Raw genomic sequence first — 18,978 nt, 5'->3', positions numbered from 1 at the left:
AGCGGCGGATCAGCCAATACATCTGGTGACTGACACACTGCCGTCGCGAGCAAGCCCGCTCCCACATTTTTGATCGGCGCTGTGCTTAAGACCGGGCCAGGGTCAGCAACCGCTCACGCCACTCCGCTTTAGCCGGCAATGCCAGGAAGAACGGGTTCAACAACGACGCCCGCGCCGGGTAACTGAAAGGCTGCCCATCCAGCTCCAGCACTTCCCCACCCGCCCCTTCCAGCACCCCTTGCGCGGCCGCCGTGTCCCACTGCGAGGTGGGCGCCAGGCGCGGATAGCAATCGGCGCTGCCCTCAGCCAACAGGCAAAACTTCAAAGAACTGCCGATATTGGCCAGCTTCAGCTCGCCCAATCCGGCACTCAAGCCAGCGAGCAAGCGATCCTGTTCAGGGCTCGTATGGCGACGACTGGCAACCACGGTAAATGCTTCACCGCTCGCCGGGGTCTGGCGCACCTGGATTTGCTTGGGCGCAGCACCTACATCGGAACGCCAGGCACCCAGCCCGGCACCCCCGAAGTAGCACCGACCGCTGGTAGGCATCGACACCACACCGAACACCACGCGACCTTTTTCGATCAGCGCGATGTTGACGGTGAACTCCTCGCTGCCGGAGATGAATTCCTTGGTGCCATCCAGCGGGTCCACCAGCCACCAGCGCTGCCAACCGGCGCGCACGCTCTGGTCAATGTCGGCGTCTTCCTCCGAGAGCACCGGAATGCTCGGGTCCAACGCAGTCAGCCCGGCGAGGATCAAGTGATGGGCAGCCAAGTCGGCGGCAGTGACCGGTGAATCATCGGTCTTGGTGGTGACGGCAACATCGGCGCGCCAATACGGCAGGATGACCTCGCCAGCCTGGCGGGCCAATTCGATCGCGGGGGCAATAAACGGGTGACCCAGGAACAGTTCGCTCATGGCTGGAACGCTCCACGTTGAGTCAACAGGTCGCGTACCAGGTACAGCGCGGCCAACGCGCGGCCCTCGCTGAACTGCTCGTTCTGCGCCAACTGCGAGAGCTCCCGCAGGTTGACCCGGTCGACGCGCATCGGCTCGGGCTCGTCGCCTTCCAGGCGCTCTTCATACAGTTCGGTGGCCAGCACCACCTGAATTTTCTGGCTCATGTAGCCGGGGGACAGCGACAGCTCGGTGATGTGCTCCAACTGGTGGGCGCCGAAACCGGCTTCTTCCTTGAGCTCACGGTCGGCTGCCGCCAACACGTCTTCGCCCGGTTCGATCAGGCCCTTGGGCAGTGACAGTTCATACTCGTCGGTGCCGCCGCAATATTCTTCGATCAGCAACGCATGGTCCGAGTCGATCATCGCCACGATCATCACCGCGCCATAACCGGCCCCCCTGCCCACCAGGCGCTCGTAGGTCCGCTCCACGCCATTGGAAAAGCGCAATTGCACTTCCTCCACGCGGAACAAACGGCTACTGGCGACTATTTCGCGGGCGAGGACGGTGGGTTTCTGGCGCATGAGCGGCTCCTTGGCGTGATCGGGTTACTATACCGTGGCTTTTCCGATTGTCTGTGTCGGATATCTTTTCTTACATGAGTGTTCTTTATGCCTCCATTGCCCTGGCACGCCATCGACACCGTCCTACTGGACATGGACGGCACCTTGCTCGACCTGCACTTCGACAACCATTTCTGGATGGAGCACCTGCCCCAGCGCTATGCCGAGTTGCATGGTGTGAGCCGGGCCATGGCCGAGATGGAGCTGCAGCCGCTGTTCGAGCGTAACGCCGGACAGTTGCAATGGTATTGCCTGGATTTCTGGAGCGCCGAACTCAAGATCCCGGTGCGCGAGCTCAAGCTGGAAACCGCACACCTGATTGCCTTGCGCCCGGATGCCGACACCTTCCTGGCGGCGATCAAACAGGCGGGCAAGCGGGTGATCCTGATCACCAACGCCCATCGGGATTCGCTGTCGTTGAAGCTGGAACGCATCGAGTTGGCGCCTTATTTCGAGCGACTGATCAGCTCCCATGACTATGGTTTCGCCAAGGAAAACCCGCAGTTCTGGGACGCCCTGCACGCCGACATCGCCTTCGACCCGGCCCGCAGCCTGTTTATCGACGACACCTTGCCGATCCTGCGCAGCGCCCGGGATTTTGGCGTGGGGCACTTGCTGGCGGTGAAGGAACCGGACAGCCGGAAGGGGCCCAAGGACACGGCGGAGTTTGCGGCGGTTGGGGATTACCGGGACTTGATCGTAGGTTTGTAACAACACTGAAGGTCCAATGTGGGAGCGGGCTTGCTCGCGAATACGGTGTGTCAGCCACTGAATATATTGACTGATCCACCGCTTTCGCGAGCAAGCCCGCCCCCACATTGGGTCCGCGGATTACTCAGGAATACGCAGCGTCTGCCCTGGGTAGATTTTGTCCGGATGGGACAGCAGCGGCTTGTTGGCCTCGAAGATTTTGTTGTACTGGTTGGCGTTGCCATACACCGCCAGCGAAATAGCGCTCAGGGTGTCGCCCTTTTTCACCACGACAAAGCGGGCCGCCGCGACAGCAGGACCGGAAACGGTGATCTGGTCATCAACACTCGCAACGCCGGCGATGTTGCCCAGCGCCAGCAATATCTTCTCTTTCTCTTCCTGGCTGGCGACTTCACCTGTCACGGTCACCTTGTCACCGTCGACGGTGGTTTGCACATTGGGGTTACCCAATCCAACCTTGGCCACGTGCTCTTTTAACTGCTCGCTCGCGTTGGCATTACCCGGTGTCAACAGGTCAATCAACTTCTCGCCTGCTTCCTTAACAAAGCTTAAAAGACTCATGGTGCACTCTCCTTGGGATTTAATTTCCAGATGCCAAAGACTAGACCAGTCCTACAGAATTGGGTTCCAGCCTGACCAAAGACCCAAACACGCTAGAATCCCACCGCATTGGAATAAGCCCGGAGCGAAGATGGACATCAAACAGCTGAAATTCCTCATCGCCCTCGACGAAACCCGTCACTTCGGCCAGGCGGCGGCGCGCTGCCATATCACCCAGCCGACCCTGTCGATGCGCCTGCGCAGCCTGGAGGAAGAGCTGCAGTTGCCGCTGGTCAATCGCGGGCAGCGCTTCGAAGGCTTTACCGCCCCCGGCGAACGCGTGCTGGCCTGGGCACGCACGGTGCTGGCGGCCTATGACGGCTTGCAGGCCGAGGCCGCTGCGTGTCGCGGCAACCTGGTAGGCACGTTGCGCCTGGGGGTGGTGCCGTTGTCGAGCTTCGATCCGCTGGCGTTGATGCAGAAGCTGCACAAGGAACACCCCAGCCTGCGCTTTGAGTTGTCCGCGTTAAGCTCCGAGCAAATCCTTGAACAACTTGCCAGCAACCGCCTGGACCTCGGTGTGTCGTACCTCGAGCGCCTGGACGCCGAACGTTTCGACTCCCTGGCCCTGGGCGAAACCCGCATGGGCCTGCTGTACGACCAACGGTTCTTCAGCTTCGGCGACAAGCCCCTGAGTTGGGAGGCGCTGATCGAACTGCCCCTGGGCATGCTCACCAGCGGCATGCACTTTCGCCAGTCCATCGACCACAATTTCCACAGCCGTGGCCTCAACCCGCAGCCACTGTTACAGACCGATGCCGTCCATCAATTGTTACAAGCGGTGCACGGCGGCCTGTGTTGCGCGGTGATGCCACTGGACGGCGGCCTCGATGCCCTCACCGAGCACCTGCGCCTGCAACCCATTGAAGACGCTCAAACTTTGGCTCGCCTGGGGTTGATCATGCGCCGCAGTGCACCCCGTTCGGCCTTGGCGGAAGCGTGTTTTGCGCTGTATCAGAAATCGCTGATCGAGACTTGATCGACGGCATCTATCGGTAGATCAGTACTGACGATTAGACGCGACCCTTTGTCGCGCCTAGTCTTACAGCTGAATACTCCCGGTGGTAATGCCCAATGAACGCCCAGCGCCCAGTCTGCGCGGCGCCCGCCCTCGAAACGCCCGCGCCCGCCGCCAGCCAGAGCTACCAGTTTTGTAATCTCGAACACACCGAATCGGACAGCACCGCGCTTGCCGAGGAAGTCGCGTTGGCGATTGCCTATAACGACATCAGCCAGGCGGTGATGCTGGTGACGCCGACCGATCTTGAAGACTTTATTGTCGGATTCAGCATCGGTAGCGGCATTATCGAAGACGTTAGCGACATTTATGACCTGAAAATCAGCGGTTCGGGCTCGACCCAATACGCTCAGGTGCAGATTTCCAGCCGCGCGTTCTGGAATATGAAGCAGCAGCGCCGGCAACTCGCCGGCACCAGTGGCTGTGGGCTGTGCGGCGTAGAAGCCGTGGAGCAGGCGCTGCCCAACCTCAAGGTGTTGCCCGGCGCGCCGTTGCCGCCTGCCGAATGGCTGGATGGCCTGCGCCAGCGCATCAGCGCGTTCCAACCGCTGGGCCAGTACAGCGGCGCGGTGCATGCGGCGGTGTTCATGAACAACCAGGGCGAATTGCTGCTGGGCCGTGAAGACATCGGCCGGCATAACGCCCTCGACAAGCTGATCGGTGCGCTGATCCGCCAAAAGATTCCGACCGACGGCGGCCTGGCGATTGTTACCAGTCGCTGCAGCCTCGAACTGATCCAGAAAGTCTTGCGTGCGGGCATCCAGACCCTGGTCAGCCTGTCGTCGCCCACCGGCCTGGCCCTGCAATGGGCTCGCCGGCACAACCTCAATCTCATCCACCTGCCGCAGAAAAGTGCGCCGCGGGTCTATAGCCCTGCGATGGAGAATCAAGCGTGAGTAATCATCATCAAGCCGACGACAAACCCACCCCGCGCTACAAGCCCTATAAAGGCCCGGCGGGTGGTTGGGGCGCACTGATCAGCGTGGCGCAAGCCTGGCTGACCAGCGACAACGCGCTGAAAAACATCCGCATGATGCTCAAGACCAACCAGAACGGCGGCTTCGACTGCCCGGGCTGCGCCTGGGGCGACTCGCCGGAAAGCGGCATGGTCAAGTTCTGCGAGAACGGCGCCAAGGCGGTCAACTGGGAAGCCACCAAGCGCCGGGTCGACGCGGCATTCTTCGCCAAGCACAGCGTCAGCGCGCTGCTGGAGCAGAGCGACTACTGGCTTGAGTACCAGGGCCGCCTGACCGAGCCGATGAGCTACGACGCCGAAACCGACCGTTACAAACCCATCAGCTGGGAATCGGCTTTCGACTTGATCGGCAAGCACCTCAATGCGCTGCCAAACCCGGACATGGCCGAGTTCTATACCTCGGGCCGGGCCAGCAACGAAGCGGCTTACCTGTATCAACTGTTTGTGCGCGCCTACGGCACCAACAACTTCCCGGACTGCTCGAACATGTGCCACGAAGCCAGCGGCGTCGCCCTGGCGCAAAGCGTGGGCGTGGGCAAAGGCACCGTGACCTTCGATGACTTCGAGCATGCGGACGCGATTTTCGTCTGGGGCCAGAACCCCGGCACCAACCACCCACGCATGCTGGAGCCACTGCGCGAAGCGGTAAAACGCGGCGCCCAGGTGGTGTGCATCAACCCGCTGAAAGAGCGTGGCCTGGAACGCTTCCAGCACCCGCAACACCCGCTGGAAATGCTCACCAACGGCGACAAGCCAACCAACACCGCCTACTTCCGCCCGGCGCTGGGAGGCGACATGGCCATCCTGCGAGGCATGGCCAAGTTCCTGCTGCTGTGGGAACGCCAGGCCCAGGCCGAAGGCAAGGAGGCCGTGTTCGACCACGACTTCCTCAACGAACACACCGCCAACGTGCTGGATTACCTGGGCAAGATCGACGACACCTCATGGGATGAAATCGTCGAGCAGTCCGGCCTGACCCTGGTGGAGATCGAGCAAGCGGCGCGCATGTACGCCAAAGGCAAGAACGTGATCATGTGCTGGGCGATGGGCATCACCCAGCATCGCCACTCGGTGCCGACCATCCAGGAAATCGCCAACCTGATGCTGCTGCGCGGCAACATCGGCCGCCCGGGCGCAGGCCTGTGCCCGGTGCGTGGCCACAGTAACGTGCAGGGCGACCGCACCATGGGCATCAACGAACGGCCACCGGTGGCGTTCCTCGATTCCCTGGAGCGTCGTTTCCAGTTCCAGGTACCGCGCGATAACGGCCACAACGTGGTGGAAGCGATTCACGCCATGCTCGAAGGCCGCTCCAAGGTCTTTATCGGCCTAGGCGGCAACTTCGCCCAAGCCACCCCGGACAGCCCACGCACCTTTGAAGCACTGCGCAATTGCGACCTGACCGTACAGATCAGCACCAAGCTCAACCGCAGCCACCTGATGCATGGCAAGGACGCGCTGATCCTGCCATGCCTGGGCCGCACCGACATCGACATCCAGGCCGAAGGCCCGCAAGCCGTGACCGTTGAAGACTCGTTCAGCATGGTCCACGCCTCCAACGGCCAGCTGCAGCCGCTGTCGAAACAGATGAAATCCGAGCCTGCGATTCTGGCGGGCATTGCCGCCGCCACCCTGGGCAGCAAGCCGGTGGACTGGAACTGGCTGGTGGCCGATTACGACCGTATTCGCGACCTGATCGCCGACACCATTCCGGGCTTCAAGGACTTCAACGAGCGCCTGAAAAACCCGGGCGGTTTCTACCTGGGCAACTCGGCTGGCGCCCGTCGCTGGAACACCCCGTCGGGCCGCGCCAACTTCCGCCCGAACATCCTGCCCAAGGACCTGGTGCACGAACGCACCCGCAACACCGGGCAATTGCCGGACCTGATCATGCAGTCGATGCGCTCCCACGATCAGTACAACACCACCATCTATGGCCTGGACGACCGCTATCGCGGGGTCAAGGGCCAGCGGGATGTGTTGTTCGTCAACGAAGCCGACATCATCCGCCTGGGCTTCAAGCCGGGGCAGAAGGCTGACATCGTGTCGATCTGGGACGACGGCCGTGAGCGTCGGGTGAAGGGCTTTACCTTGCTGGCATTTGATATTCCGGCGGGGCAGGCTGCGGCTTATTACCCGGAAGTGAATCCGCTGGTGCCGCTGGAAAGCACGGGGGATGGCAGCCATACGCCAACGTCGAAGTTTGTGGCGATCCGCCTGGAAGCAGCGAGTGCGACCGGCTTGATCATGGCGAAGTCGGCCTAAGCGACACCTCGCCACAGACAGCACCCGAGTTTCTTACGGGCACAAAAAAGGCCGCTTTTGCATAAAAGCGGCCGTTCCGAAGTAACTAAAGACTCGCAAAACTCACTTAAGTTCCTCATACAAAACAGTAACTTAGAGAATTGTATACAACCCATACCACTGGTCGGGTTTCGATTGTCACCGTCTCGATACAACCTCAGGATCGCGCCGTCATCCTCTTGAGGTTCCTCTATGAAGTTCTCCTCGATTCTCTTGTTGTCCCTTGGCCTGGTCAGTGGCGCAGCCATGGCCGGTGGCACCACCGAAGCCGGTGTGGGCGGCGCATTGGGCGGGGTTCTAGGTTCTGTCGTAGGTCAGCAGTTGGGCGGTAACACTGGTTCAGCCATCGGTGCGGCTCTTGGCGGCGCAGGCGGCAGTGCGGTGGGCGCAGACAAGCGCAGCCGCGGTGAAGCAGCCATTGGCGGCGCATTGGGCGCGGCCGGCGGCAACGTGGTGGGTCGCAGTGTCGGCGGCAGCACCGGCAGCCTGATCGGCGCAGCAGCCGGCGGTGGCGCCGGTGGTGCACTGGGCAACTACATGGGCAACAAGAGCGATGACGATGATCGTCGTTACCGTGGGCGTGATAACCGCCGTTATGACCGCGATGACCATCGCGGGCACGGCCATGCTTATGGGCATCGCAAAAACAAGCATCACTATCGCCACCACCGGTAACACGCGAATCGAAAGAACAACGCGGGTTTAATGTGGGAGCGGGCTTGCTCGCGAAGGCGGTGGATCAGTCGCCGGATGTATTGGCTGATACAACGCCTTCGCGAGCAAGTCGAATCGTCGCACCGCCGCTCCCACATTGGATTTTCATTGCTTCGCAGATCGTATTCAGATCACCAATCGCTGTAACGCCTCGCGCAACATCCCCGGGATCGTCACCGGCTGGTTCGACGCCCGATCCACAAACACATGCACAAACCTCCCCGCAGCACAGGCATCTTCTTCTCCCGCCTTGAACACCGCCAACTCATACTGCACCGAACTGTTGCCCAACTTGCCCACCCGCAGGCCGATCTCGATGCGGTCCGGAAAGGCAATCGAGGCGAAGTAGTCGCACGCCGAACTCACCACAAACCCAACCACTTCGCCGTCATGAATATCCAACCCGCCCTGCTCGATCAGGTAGGTATTCACCGCGGTGTCGAAGAAGCTGTAGTAGGTGACGTTATTCACATGGCCATATACATCGTTGTCGTGCCAGCGCGTGATGATCGGCTGGAAGTGGCGGTAATCGGCGCGTTGTGGCATGACGTTGGTCATCGGTAAAACCCGGGTAGGAGGAGGCTCTCTTGATACTGGGTTCAAGCACTACCCGCAAGCCTAGGTTGGGCTTTGCTCAATCGTTTGCTGGACGCACGCCATACGCTTGAGCGCTTGATCCGTCTCGGCCGATTGCTGCAGGCACTGGCGATAGGCGGTGATATAGGTCTCGACTGCAGCGCTGGCCTGCTGCGGCGTGACCCGCGCCAGATACTCCACGAACGAACGCCGGCCGATCTGGAAGTGTTGGTAATCCAGCGGAAAATCCCAATAACCACCCCAGGTCAAAAAGCCGTGTTCGGCGAACAGGTCAATCACCTCTTCTGCCCGGCCAGGGCGCGCCGGCTTGCCGGGGCGGGCATCCAGGCGGTTAACGGCAGTCGCGGTACTTGCCCTGGGCTCAACAGTGGCCTGGCCGGTGAATTCACCTCGCGGGTTACGCCCGAACAAAACGAATGGGTTTTGCAGAGGGTTAAGGTCGATTGCGGCGCCATAGGCGTGCAGCGACCACCCCGAAGCGCCACTGACCTGGCGCCCATTAAAACCACTGGTATTGTTGCGGGCCATCGAGACCTTGTCGTTGCCTCGATAGGTTTCCAGCCTGACCGCCTGATGCACCGGGAACCGACGTTGCAGCAACTGCCTGAAGATCTCCTCCACATGGGGTGCGATGGCATCCAGCACCACGAGCTGCCCGTTGTTATGCAGCACTCCGCCAAAGTCCACATAGCTGAACGTCACCCGCGCCAGGCGTGCGCAGGGCAATGGATTGGCGGCGGTGATAGTGTTGCGAAGCTGCATCTGCCGACAGTCATTCACGCTCAACGGGATGACCGAGGCCAGCGTGCCTTGTGCCACCAGCAACCCGGCGAACAGCAAGACGCCGGGGACAACACCACGAGAAAAACCAAAAGCCATGGGCAATTCCTTTGCAGAAGAAGTGAAGCGTCAAACCTTCTCACCTGCGGGCACGGTCCGGCTGTCGGCGGCGTCTGCCACTGGAAGGGAAAGCGCGACCCTCAAGACCGGAAATCAGAGTGCCTCCAACCCTGCCTCCGCCCATTCACGAACCTCTGCATAGGGATACTCCTCCAGTACCGCGAAACCTGGAATCCCTCGTGCCTTCAGCTTGGTAAACAACGGCACGCTGAGACCGCATAAAAACCGTGTCAGCCGCTCCGCGCTTGGCAAGTCGCCGCTGTACTCATGGTGGCTGTGGATAAATTCACCGCAAAGCGCGAGAAAGTTTTTATCCACAAGCGGCGGCAAGCTCGGCGGCGCCGGCAAGTGGGCGACGTTACCGTGGCACACCGAGCAGTGCCCGCACTGCCGGGGCGCGTTTTCATCGCCGAAATAGTGCGCCAGGCGGTAACCCAGGCACTCCTGTGTCGCGAACAGATCCAGCATGGCGTGAATTCGCGCCACCTCCGTCACCTCATGCTGCTTGAAGCCTGTGTATAACTCCGTGCTCAGCGCCTGTGGATCGAAGTCGGTATTCAGCAGGGCGTAAACCTCGGTCATCTGCCGGCTTTCCATCTCGATCAGGCCTTGTTCCTGAAAGTAATCCAGGGCCTTCACCACCCGGCTGCGCTCGGCCTGGTGCTGTTGATACAGCGCGTCGAAGTCCACCGTCGCCCAGGTTTTCGCCCGTTTGCAGACCTGGATAATCGCTGCGACAAACTGCTGCCGCTCGCCGGCAAAACGCGCCAGCAATGCCTCTGGTTCAATCAAATACTTGAAGCGGTATTCGGCATAAAACGCGTAGCGCGGCGCGATCACAGCCTTGAGTTCAAGCTGCACGAGCAAGGTCTTCAGCGGTAGTTCACGGATGTTGCTGTGGTCCGACAGTGACCGGAGCATAAACTCCCACTGTCCATCGGCACGGACCGCCTGTATTTCCTCCAGGACTCGGCGAATACCTTCCTGTTCCGGCGTATCGCCGTACACAAAGTTTTCCAGGATATTCAGGCTGTCGCGGTTGGCCAGAACCAGACACTCAGACGGCTGCCCGTCACGCCCGGCACGGCCGATTTCCTGGCTGTAGTTCTCGATGGATTTGGGCAGGTCGAAGTGCACCACGTTGCGGATATCGCTTTTGTCGATGCCCATGCCGAAGGCAATGGTGGCGACGATGCAGTTGGACTGCCCGCCCATGAATCGCTTCTGAATGGCTTCCCGCTTATCGTGAGCCAGCCCCGCGTGATAAGCCTCGGCCTGGATTCCATTGCGATTCAAATGCTCGGCAATCTGCTCCGCGGTTTTTTGCAGCGTGACGTAGACGATGCTTGGCTGATTGGCTCGCTCCTGCATCCACGTCACCAGCCGTCGTCGCTTGTCCTGGCCACTGACGGGCTCAACCAGCAGGTTGAGGTTGGAGCGGTAGAACCCGGTGGTGATCACATCGTCAGGTGCAATGGCGAACTTGGCCTGCATGTCAGCGATCACCTTGGGCGTCGCCGTGGCGGTCAGCAGCAGCGCCTGGGGGATGCGGAACTGGCGTTGGTAATCCGGCAGCTTCAGGTAGTCCGGGCGAAAGTTATGGCCCCATTCGGAAATGCAGTGAGCCTCATCCACCACCAGCAGCGAGATCGGCACGCTTTGCAGGAAGTTGCGAAAGCGCTCGTTCTTCAAGCGCTCCACGGAAACCATCAGGATCTTCAGCTCGCCCGAACGCGCCCGGGCCATGACGTCATTGGCATCATCGTGGCTCTGGGCCGAGTCGATGCTGCCCGCCGAGATACCGTGGCGCTGCAGGAAACCCAACTGGTCCTGCATCAGCGCCAGCAACGGCGACACCACCAGCGTCAGGTGCGGCAGCAACACAGCGGAAAGTTGATAACACAGGGACTTGCCGGAACCGGTGGGAAAAATCGCCGCCGCCGAACGGCCGGCCAGCACGGCACTGACCACCGCCTCCTGGCCCAAACGAAACTGTGGATAACCAAAGACCTGTTGGAGGGTGTTGTGCATAAGCTGTCACTCCATTGACCGCTGAACGAGCCCAAAACATAGACCAGCGCATTCAGCGAATCGAGAAAGGTCGCAAGGAAAAAAGAGTCTGGATGATACACAGCCTGGGAGGTGGAGTAGGCACCCGTAAGAATCGTTCCAACCTTACGCGGGACGCATCTCGAAACTCATTGCGCTACAATCAACCTTCGCACCGAGAGGACGCTGTCATGGCCGAACTGACGTTTGAGCAAAAGCAGGATCACTACGACAAGATCCGTCGTTCCAACTACCTCGCCAGCCTGCGCCTGGAAGGGTTCGACACCCAGCCCGCCGACGTCGACAAACCCCTGCCGACCCGCGAAGCCGTCCTCGCCAAGTACCGCAACACCCCACGCTGATGCTCGACAAATATGGCGTGGGCCAGGACCCGTACTGCTACCCCGGTAGCAGCGTCCTGCGTAACCGCCTCGATTTGTTCGACGAAGAACGCCTGCACCAGGCCGAGCGGGAACTGTCTGAAATCGCTGTCGGCAGCCTTCCGCTGTATCCCCCGCCCTACGACCTGGAACGCCTGCAACACATCCACCGCACCCTGTTCGCAGACATTTACGAATGGGCCGGGGAACTGCGTACGGTCAACATCCAGAAAGGCGACACGCTGTTCTGCACACCGGAGCGTATCCCGCCTGAGGCGAGCAAGATCATCCAGCACATGGCGCAGGCCAACTGGTTTGTCGGGGTTACCCAGGCGGAGTTGGTGACGCAAATTGCCGAGGCCTATGGCGACCTCAACGTGATCCACCCGTTTCGCGAAGGGAATGGCCGGGCGCAGCGGATTCTGTTCGAGCAGATCATCGTGAATGCCGGGTTTTCAGTGAACTGGTGGCTGGTGAAGAACGCAGCGTGGATACCGGCGAACATTGATGCGGTGGCGTGTGATTATCGGGGGTTGGAGGCGATTTTCGAGCGGTGTATCAGCACCCCGCGCTAGCCCCGATCGTTCCCTACGCTCCGCGTGGGAATGCCGCCAGGGACGCTCCGCGTCCCGTCATCCGCGCACGACCCAAGCCATGAACACTGGTGACGCGGAGCGTCACGGGATGCATTCCCACGCGGAGCGTGGGAACGATCAAATGTGGGAGCTGGCTTGCCTGCGATAGCGGAGTGTCAGACAACACCTTTCCCACTGAAACACCGCCATCGCGGGCAAGCCCGCCTCCCACATTTGACCAGTTTCGTTTGAAGGATCGCGGTGCCATCGATAAAGTCGGTCGCCTCCACCCACTCTCGCGTAACCACCATGAACCTGGCCCCCAACTTCCCCGAAGACATCGCGATGCAGCAGCTCCTGCAACTGCTGCATGAAGAAATTGGCCTGCCCGAACATAAGACGTTGCGCCTTGAAACCGCCATCAACCTCGAACTGGGCTGCGACGGCACCGAAGCCAATCAATTGATGGAAGCTCTGGAGCAAGACTTCGCTGTCGACTTGAACGACTACGACGCTTATCGTTATTTCCAACCTCCCGTCTTCGATGTCTTCCTGAAGCACAGAGCCAAAGGCCGCGGCGACAAAATCCCGCTGACCATCGGCATGCTTTACCTGGCTATCAAGGCCCAACGCTGGGACACGCAAACCCTGGAAAACCTGTAGGAGCGAGCTTGCTCGCGAAAAACCTGAGAGCGCCGCGTTCCCCCTGAAAGCCCGCATTATCGTTAACAACCTTCGCGAGCAAGCTCGCACCTACAACCAAGGACCTTACATGGACGTACTAATGGGCCTGCTGGCCGCCCTGCTCTGGGGCGGCACGGACTTCCTCGTGGGCCTCAACGCCCGAGCTGTCGGCGTCAAACGCGCGGTGTACTTCGGCCAGGCGCTGGGCTTCCTGATCATGACCCTGCTGCTGGTCATATTCCCGGCCTTCCTCGTCAAATCCCTCGCGGCGCCTTTGAGTGTGTGGCTCCTGGGAGCCGCAGCAGCCCTGCTGACCGTCTCCGGCGCCCTTGCGCTGTCCAAGGCCTTCTCGCTGGGCAAAGCGGCGATTGTCGCGCCGCTGGTGACGTCCTACGGTGTCGTGACTACTTTGCTGTCATGGGCCAGCGGCGAACACATCAGCCTGATCCAGCTCGGCTGCATCGCTCTCTGCGTAATTGGCGTGATCCTGTCCAGCATTCACAAGGACAATGGCGTCCCTCACAACAGTTCCAGCCGCTCAATCGCCTACGCGATGCTCGCAGCGTTGCTCTACGGCACAAGCTTTTGGGTACAGGGCCGCTACACCCTGCCGACGCTTGGCCCGGTCACGATGCTTTGGCTTGGGTATTTGGTTGGCCTGTGCGTCCTGGTGTTGATGGTGCTTAAGATCAAAGACGGCCTGAAAATCCCACCGCTGAAAAACTGCGCAACGCTGACCAGCGCGAGCCTGATGAACCTGGGTGGGTTCTCGGCGTTCTCGTGGGGCGCAATGGCGGGGTCGGTTTCCGTGGTGACGGTGATCAGCACCCTGTCCGGTGGGATCGCCGCGATTCTGGGGTTTGTGTTTTTCAAGGAGCGGCTGTCAGCGGTGCAAGTGACCGGTGTGGTGCTGGTGTTAGTGGGAGCCGTGGTTCTGCACCTCGTCGACTGATCCTTCGCCCACAAAAAAGCCGCCCACTAGGGGCGGCTTTTTCACAACGGCCGAATCTTACAACTTCGGACCCGCAGCCTTGATCGCATCGCTCACTTCAAACTTCTTGAAGTTCTCGATGAACAGACCCGCCAGCGCTTTCGCCGCTTCATCGTAGGCAGCCTTGTCAGCCCAGGTGTTACGTGGGTTCAACAGGCCAGTCTCGACGCCCGGTACAGCCAATGGCACGTCCAGGTTGATGGTATCCAGGTGCTCGGTCTCGGCACCAATCAACGCACCGCTCTGGATCGCTGCAATCACGCCACGGGTGGTCGGGATGTTGAAGCGCTTGCCAACGCCGTATCCGCCGCCGGTCCAGCCGGTGTTGACCAGGTAGACCTTGGAGCCGAAGCCACGCACGCGCTTGATCAGCAGTTCTGCGTATTCACCAGCCGGGCGTGGGAAGAATGGCGCGCCGAAGCAGGTGGAGAAGGTCGACTTGATGCCGCCGCCCGAACCCATTTCGGTCGAGCCCACCAGAGCGGTGTAGCCGGACAGGAAGTGGTAGGCCGCTTGTTCTTCGCTGAGGATCGACACGGGCGGCAGTACGCCGGTCAGGTCGCAGGTCAGGAAGATCACAGCGTTTGGCTCGCCACCGAGGTTTTTCTCGGAACGCTTGGCCACGTGCTCCAGCGGGTAGGCGGCGCGGCTGTTCTGGGTCAGGCTGACGTTGGTGTAGTCGGCGTGCTTGGCATCGTCGATCACCACGTTTTCGAGCACGGTGCCGTGCTTGATGGCTTTCCAGATCACCGGCTCGTTCTTCTCGGACAGGTCGATGCACTTGGCATAGCAACCGCCTTCGATGTTGAACACCACACCTTCGCCCCAGCCGTGTTCGTCGTCGCCGATCAGGTAGCGGCTTTCGTCGGCGGACAGGGTGGTTTTACCGGTGCCCGACAGACCGAAGAACAGGGTCACGTCGCCGGCTTCGCCGATGTTGGCTGCGCAGTGCATCGGCAGCACGTCGGAGGCCGGCAGCAGGAAGTTCTGCACCGAGAACATGGCTTTTTTCATCTCACCGGCGTAACGCATGCCGGCGATCAGGACTTTTTTCTGGGCGAAGTTGAGGATCACGCAACCGTCGGAGTTGGTGCCGTCACGCTCTGGCACGCATTCGAAGTTGGCCACGTTGAGCACTTGCCACTCTTCACGACCGGCCGGGTTGTACTGGGCCGGGTTGATGAACAGGCAACGACCGAACAGGTTCTGCCAGGCAGTCTGGGTGGTCATTTTCACGGCCAGGTAGTGGTCTTCTGCAGCCCCTACGTGAACGTGGGAAACGAAATGCTCTTGCGCGTTGTTGAATGCCTCGACGCGAGCCCACAGGGCATCGAACTTGTCGGCCGGGAACTTGCGGTTGATCGGGCCCCAGGCAATGGCAGCCTGGGTGGAAGGCTCTTCAACGATGAAGCGGTCAACTGGCGAACGGCCGGTACGATGACCGGTTTCTACGACCAGCGCACCGGTATCGGCAAGCACGCCTTCACCGCGCTGCAGGGCTTCTTTGACCAGATCGTCAACACTCAGATCGGTGTATACGGCGTTATTGGCTTGCGTCATGAGGTTCCCCGTCGGCCAGTGGCCGAGTGCTCCAAACGTTTTGTAGTAGAAAGTTGCGCACTACTACCGCGAAAAAAGTGGGCCGGATTATGCCAGAAAAGCCCAAAAAGAGTAGGGCCCTCCGGTCAGAACGGCGGAAATCCGGCGTTTGTCAGGTGATTTACCTGTGCTTAAACGTTTTAGTGGCGGGTGCCTGAAGGGGTATCTACGCCCGCGCCGGCGAATAATTGAGCAATATCGGCAGCGTCGAACAGGTAGCGCTGGTTGCAGAACTGGCAGTCGATCTCGATGGTGCCACCGTGTTCCACCACCAGGTCCTGCGCATCTTCCAGGCCCAGGCTGACCAGGGCCGTGGCCGAGCGTTCGCGGGAGCAGCTGCAGTGGAAGCGCAGGGACTGCACGTCGAACAGGCGCACGGCCTCTTCGTGGTAGAGGCGGTGCAGGATGGTTTCGTTATCCAGGCCCAGCAACTCTTCGGCTTTCAGGGTGCCGGCCAGGGCGGTGATGTGGGCCCAGCTGTCGGCGCGGTCTTCTTCGTCCTTGATGCGGTCAGCCGGCAGTTGTTGCAGCAGCAGGCCACGGGCGCGCTTGCCGTCGGCGTTGAGCCAGAAGCGGGTGCCCACTTGCTGGGACATCACGAAATAATTGGTGAAGCAGTCGGACAGGGTTTCGCCGTCGAGGTCGACGATACCCTGGTAACGCTGGCCTACCGTCGGGTCGACGGTCAGGGCCAGCACGCCGTCTGGCATCAGGTCAGCCAGGGTCGCATCGGCGGCGATGCGGTCCGCGTCGTAGCGGGCCAGCCCACGGATTTCGCGCTCGCTGGAGCATTCGATCATCAGCAGCGGGATCGGGCCTTCGGAACGGGCCTGCAGGATCAGCAAGCCATCGAACTTCAGGGTGCCCACCAGCAGCGAGGCAGCCGCCATCAGTTCGCCGAGCAATTGCGCGACCGGCTCCGGATAGGGGTGCTTGGCGAGGACTTCGGCATAGCTGCGCTCCAGGGCGACCAGTTCGCCGCGGGCGTCGCTGTCGTCGAAGATGAAGCGTTGGGTGAAGTCGGTATCCGGTAGATCAGTCATAGGTCTGGGTATCTGAATTGATGACAAAAAGATGACAAGGTTTATAGAATTACACGCTTTAGCACCGTTTTGGTGCGGCCTTCTGCGGGAAAACGAAGCGCTTTAAAGCAAAGAGGAAACAGTTTATGAACAATCCGGGTTTGTTCCAAGCCAGGTGGGACCTCGGGCGATTGGCCCTGTGTAATTTACTCGCTGTGGGGCTGCTGTGTTTTTGGCTCTGGCCGGCGGGCCAGGCGCTCTGCACGGTTTTCGACGAGTGGCTGTTTCATCTGCTCAATGACCCGCTGGCAAGCAGCTCGGCGTGGCTGCATGTGTGGGCGGTGGCCAGTTTGCGGCCGTTTGACGCGGTGGTCGGGGTGATTCTGCTGACGCTGTTGATCCGTGGCGACTGGGTGTTCAAGGCGATTGAAGTGCGCCAGGCGTTTTTCGGCTTCCTGGGCATTTTGCTGCTGTTGCTGTTTATCCGCATGCTGTTTTCCAAGCTGGCGGCGCAAATGGGCTGGCAACACCATAGCCCGTCGATGGTGATCAGCGGCGCGATTCAGATGAGCGACTATTTCCCGGGCCTGGAGAAGACATGGGAGTTGAAGGACCGCTCCAGCCAGAGCTTCCCGGGGGATCATGCATCGGTATTGTTGATCTGGGGGATGTTCATGACCGTGTTTGCCAAGCGGATCGGGCAGGTGCTGGTGATCTGGGGCTTGGCGCTGCTGTTCATGATGCCGCGGCTGGTAGCCGGTGCGCATTGGGGGCAGGACGATTATATCGGTGGGGTGTTGCTGGCGCTGTTGGCGTTGGGCTGGGGTTACTACACGCCCTTTGCAGCGAAGGTTTCGCGGGGGCTGGTGCGAGTGACGGGCCCGGTGTTTGAGTTGTTTCGGCGAGTACCGCTGGTTAATCGCTTGAGCGTGATTCGCAGCGTTTGAATTGGAATAGCAGGAGCCGGCCTGGCTCCTGCGGTCTGCCGATTAATCATCATTGCCACTGCCGCGAAACTTGAACAGGTCGCGCCGCTGTTTCTTGCTTGGCTTGCCGTCGGTGGTCATGCCCAGGGAGCCGGCCTTGCGCATGGCCGCCGCGTTTTCGCGCTTGGCGATGCTGGCTTCGGTCTCGGTATACAACGCCTGCGCCTCGGGAGCGCCCCTTCGCACAATTGAAAGGGCCTGGACCACGACGGTTCGCTCATCAAACCCGGCACGGATCTGAAACTCATCGCCGATGCGTGGCTCCTTGCCGGGCTTGCAACGCTCGCCGCGCCAATGCACCTTGCCACTCTCGATCGCCGCCTTGGCCAAGGCACGGGTCTTGAAGAAACGCGCCGCCCACAACCACTTGTCCAAACGGACTTTTTCTTCCTCTTCCTGCTTCTGAGCCACTTGAATTCCTCGCTCTGAAAAATGTCGCAACTTTACCGTTGAAACCCTTCAACGCATAAACCCTTGAGCTCACCTAAGATACGCCAGGTAGCATCCTGTTTTCGCGAGGTTAACGTGTGACCGACTTTCCCATTTCACTGACCTCGCCCAAACAAGCCTGTGCGGGCTGCCAGCAAAGTGAGCCGCTGGGCTTTGAGTTCGCCTTTGCGTATCAGCCTATCGTGGACCTGCGTAACCAGTCGATCTTTGCCCATGAAGCCTTGGTGCGCGGCGTGAATGGTGAGGGCGCGATGTCGGTGCTGGATCAGGTCAACGACAGCAATCGCTACCGTTTCGACCAGCAATGCCGCACCCGCGCGATCGCCACCGCTTCGACACTCAACATGCAGACGCACCTTTCAATCAACTTCATGCCCAATGCGGTCTATCGACCAGAACTGTGCATCCGCAGCACCCTGGAGGCGGCCCGCGCGCATAATTTTCCGTTGGATCGGCTGATTTTCGAGACCCTGGAAAGCGAGCATGTAGATAACTATCGCCATTTGACGAATATTCTGCGTGAATACCGCGAATTCGGCTTCAAGACCGCCATCGACGATTTCGGGGCGGGCTATTCGGGGCTGAATCTGCTGGCCGATTTCCAACCTGACCTGATCAAACTCGACATGGCGCTGATCCGCGATGTCGACCGTGATCGTGTCCGTCAGGTGATCGTCCGGGGGATTGTCACAATCTGTGAGCAGTTGGGCGTTACTGTCATCGCCGAGGGCATCGAAAGTGCCGGCGAGCGGGACTTTCTCGCCGACTGTGGAATATTTCTGATGCAGGGCTACTGGTTCGCCAAGCCTGCATTCAAAGCCCTGGCCGAGGTATCACCCGCCGCCTGGGCGAATTAATTGCCGGTTATTCATATTGAAGACATTTGACCATTTGACCG

20 protein-coding genes and 1 pseudogene are annotated in these 18,978 nt (G+C 60.2%); 11 read left to right on the top strand and 10 right to left on the bottom strand.

Features of this window, described 5'->3' with window-relative positions:
• Positions 1 to 85: 85 nt before the first annotated feature.
• The gene (gene cysQ / locus V6607_RS01455) at positions 86 to 922 is read right to left on the bottom strand and encodes a 3'(2'),5'-bisphosphate nucleotidase CysQ (protein WP_008435771.1); all 837 of its coding nucleotides are present in this window, start codon (positions 920 to 922) and stop codon (positions 86 to 88) included.
• Complete coding sequence (gene nudE, locus V6607_RS01450) at positions 919 to 1,485, bottom strand: ADP compounds hydrolase NudE (RefSeq protein WP_076018169.1); 567 nt, start codon at positions 1,483 to 1,485, stop codon at positions 919 to 921. The genes cysQ and nudE overlap by 4 nt, the downstream gene beginning before the upstream one ends.
• An 87-nt stretch (positions 1,486 to 1,572) precedes the next feature.
• Here nudE and yrfG point away from each other — a divergent pair, with 87 nt between their 5' ends.
• A complete protein-coding gene (gene yrfG / locus V6607_RS01445) occupies positions 1,573 to 2,235 on the top strand; it encodes a GMP/IMP nucleotidase (RefSeq protein ID WP_003213217.1) in 663 nt (220 codons plus the stop codon).
• A 120-nt stretch (positions 2,236 to 2,355) separates the two neighbouring features.
• Here yrfG and lysM read toward each other — a convergent pair whose 3' ends face one another.
• Positions 2,356 to 2,796, bottom strand: coding sequence for a peptidoglycan-binding protein LysM (gene lysM, locus V6607_RS01440; protein ID WP_003213215.1), 441 nt, complete (start codon positions 2,794 to 2,796; stop codon positions 2,356 to 2,358).
• Positions 2,797 to 2,926: 130 nt separating this feature from the next.
• Here lysM and V6607_RS01435 point away from each other — a divergent pair, with 130 nt between their 5' ends.
• From V6607_RS01435 to V6607_RS01420, 4 genes are all read left to right on the top strand, one after another.
• Positions 2,927 to 3,814: a LysR family transcriptional regulator gene (locus V6607_RS01435; RefSeq protein ID WP_134325555.1), complete on the top strand. Its 888-nt coding sequence runs from the start codon at positions 2,927 to 2,929 to the stop codon at positions 3,812 to 3,814.
• Between the two features lie 95 nt (positions 3,815 to 3,909).
• Positions 3,910 to 4,749, top strand: coding sequence for a formate dehydrogenase accessory sulfurtransferase FdhD (gene fdhD, locus V6607_RS01430; RefSeq protein ID WP_134325554.1), 840 nt, complete (start codon positions 3,910 to 3,912; stop codon positions 4,747 to 4,749).
• Positions 4,746 to 7,094: an FdhF/YdeP family oxidoreductase gene (locus tag V6607_RS01425; RefSeq protein WP_102367895.1), complete on the top strand. Its 2,349-nt coding sequence runs from the start codon at positions 4,746 to 4,748 to the stop codon at positions 7,092 to 7,094. The genes fdhD and V6607_RS01425 overlap by 4 nt, the downstream gene beginning before the upstream one ends.
• A 231-nt stretch (positions 7,095 to 7,325) precedes the next feature.
• Positions 7,326 to 7,808, top strand: a complete 483-nt coding sequence (locus V6607_RS01420) for a YMGG-like glycine zipper-containing protein (protein WP_134325553.1) — start codon at positions 7,326 to 7,328, stop codon at positions 7,806 to 7,808.
• Between the two features lie 165 nt (positions 7,809 to 7,973).
• Here V6607_RS01420 and V6607_RS01415 read toward each other — a convergent pair whose 3' ends face one another.
• The 3 genes from V6607_RS01415 to V6607_RS01405 form a co-directional block, all read right to left on the bottom strand.
• Positions 7,974 to 8,405, bottom strand: a complete 432-nt coding sequence (locus V6607_RS01415; RefSeq protein ID WP_134325552.1) for a thioesterase family protein — start codon at positions 8,403 to 8,405, stop codon at positions 7,974 to 7,976.
• 60 nt (positions 8,406 to 8,465) lie between these two features.
• Complete coding sequence (locus V6607_RS01410; protein ID WP_134325551.1) at positions 8,466 to 9,323, bottom strand: M15 family metallopeptidase; 858 nt, start codon at positions 9,321 to 9,323, stop codon at positions 8,466 to 8,468.
• Between the two features lie 114 nt (positions 9,324 to 9,437).
• Positions 9,438 to 11,375, bottom strand: a complete 1,938-nt coding sequence (locus V6607_RS01405) for a RecQ family ATP-dependent DNA helicase (RefSeq protein ID WP_134325550.1) — start codon at positions 11,373 to 11,375, stop codon at positions 9,438 to 9,440.
• A 209-nt stretch (positions 11,376 to 11,584) separates the two neighbouring features.
• Between V6607_RS01405 and V6607_RS01400 the strand changes: the two genes are divergently transcribed.
• The 3 genes from V6607_RS01400 to V6607_RS01390 all read left to right on the top strand — a co-directional run bounded on the left by V6607_RS01400 (position 11,585) and on the right by V6607_RS01390 (position 13,011).
• Entirely contained in the window at positions 11,585 to 11,755 is a 171-nt protein-coding gene (locus V6607_RS01400) for a YhfG family protein (protein WP_003213201.1), read from the top strand.
• Entirely contained in the window at positions 11,755 to 12,348 is a 594-nt protein-coding gene (locus tag V6607_RS01395; RefSeq protein WP_003213199.1) for a putative adenosine monophosphate-protein transferase Fic, read from the top strand. Before V6607_RS01400 ends, V6607_RS01395 begins: the two co-directional genes overlap by 1 nt.
• A gap of 309 nt (positions 12,349 to 12,657) precedes the next feature.
• On the top strand, positions 12,658 to 13,011 hold the full coding sequence (locus V6607_RS01390) for a DUF1493 family protein (protein WP_134325549.1): 354 nt from the start codon (positions 12,658 to 12,660) through the stop codon (positions 13,009 to 13,011).
• On the opposite strand, the pseudogene V6607_RS01385 reads toward V6607_RS01390, so the two are convergent.
• A pseudogene (locus V6607_RS01385) lies at positions 13,001 to 13,093 on the bottom strand (outer membrane lipoprotein carrier protein LolA); the annotation flags it as partial. The gene V6607_RS01390 and the pseudogene V6607_RS01385 sit on opposite strands and share 11 nt — an antisense overlap.
• Before the next feature lie 39 nt (positions 13,094 to 13,132).
• Here V6607_RS01385 and V6607_RS01380 point away from each other — a divergent pair.
• Positions 13,133 to 13,984, top strand: coding sequence for a DMT family transporter (locus tag V6607_RS01380; protein WP_087692724.1), 852 nt, complete (start codon positions 13,133 to 13,135; stop codon positions 13,982 to 13,984).
• Between the two features lie 57 nt (positions 13,985 to 14,041).
• On the opposite strand, the gene V6607_RS01375 is transcribed toward V6607_RS01380, so the two are convergent.
• Together V6607_RS01375 and hslO are read right to left on the bottom strand one after the other, a co-directional pair.
• A complete protein-coding gene (locus V6607_RS01375; RefSeq protein WP_003213191.1) occupies positions 14,042 to 15,583 on the bottom strand; it encodes a phosphoenolpyruvate carboxykinase in 1,542 nt (513 codons plus the stop codon).
• Positions 15,584 to 15,762: 179 nt separating this feature from the next.
• The gene (gene hslO, locus V6607_RS01370) at positions 15,763 to 16,665 is read right to left on the bottom strand and encodes an Hsp33 family molecular chaperone HslO (protein WP_134325548.1); all 903 of its coding nucleotides are present in this window, start codon (positions 16,663 to 16,665) and stop codon (positions 15,763 to 15,765) included.
• 125 nt (positions 16,666 to 16,790) lie between these two features.
• Between hslO and V6607_RS01365 the strand changes: the two genes are divergently transcribed.
• Positions 16,791 to 17,591, top strand: coding sequence for a phosphatase PAP2 family protein (locus V6607_RS01365; protein WP_134325547.1), 801 nt, complete (start codon positions 16,791 to 16,793; stop codon positions 17,589 to 17,591).
• Positions 17,592 to 17,633: 42 nt separating this feature from the next.
• On the opposite strand, the gene V6607_RS01360 is transcribed toward V6607_RS01365, so the two are convergent.
• Positions 17,634 to 18,041, bottom strand: coding sequence for a S4 domain-containing protein (locus tag V6607_RS01360; protein ID WP_003213184.1), 408 nt, complete (start codon positions 18,039 to 18,041; stop codon positions 17,634 to 17,636).
• A 116-nt stretch (positions 18,042 to 18,157) separates the two neighbouring features.
• Here V6607_RS01360 and V6607_RS01355 point away from each other — a divergent pair, with 116 nt between their 5' ends.
• Positions 18,158 to 18,937, top strand: coding sequence for an EAL domain-containing protein (locus tag V6607_RS01355; protein WP_134325546.1), 780 nt, complete (start codon positions 18,158 to 18,160; stop codon positions 18,935 to 18,937).
• The last annotated feature ends 41 nt before the right edge of the window (positions 18,938 to 18,978 follow it).

This window comes from Pseudomonas sp. KK18, assembly GCF_037094675.1.
Lineage (GTDB): Bacteria > Pseudomonadota > Gammaproteobacteria > Pseudomonadales > Pseudomonadaceae > Aquipseudomonas.
Note: the sequence above shows the minus strand (reverse complement) of the source record. Positions and strands in the feature narration are given on the sequence as shown.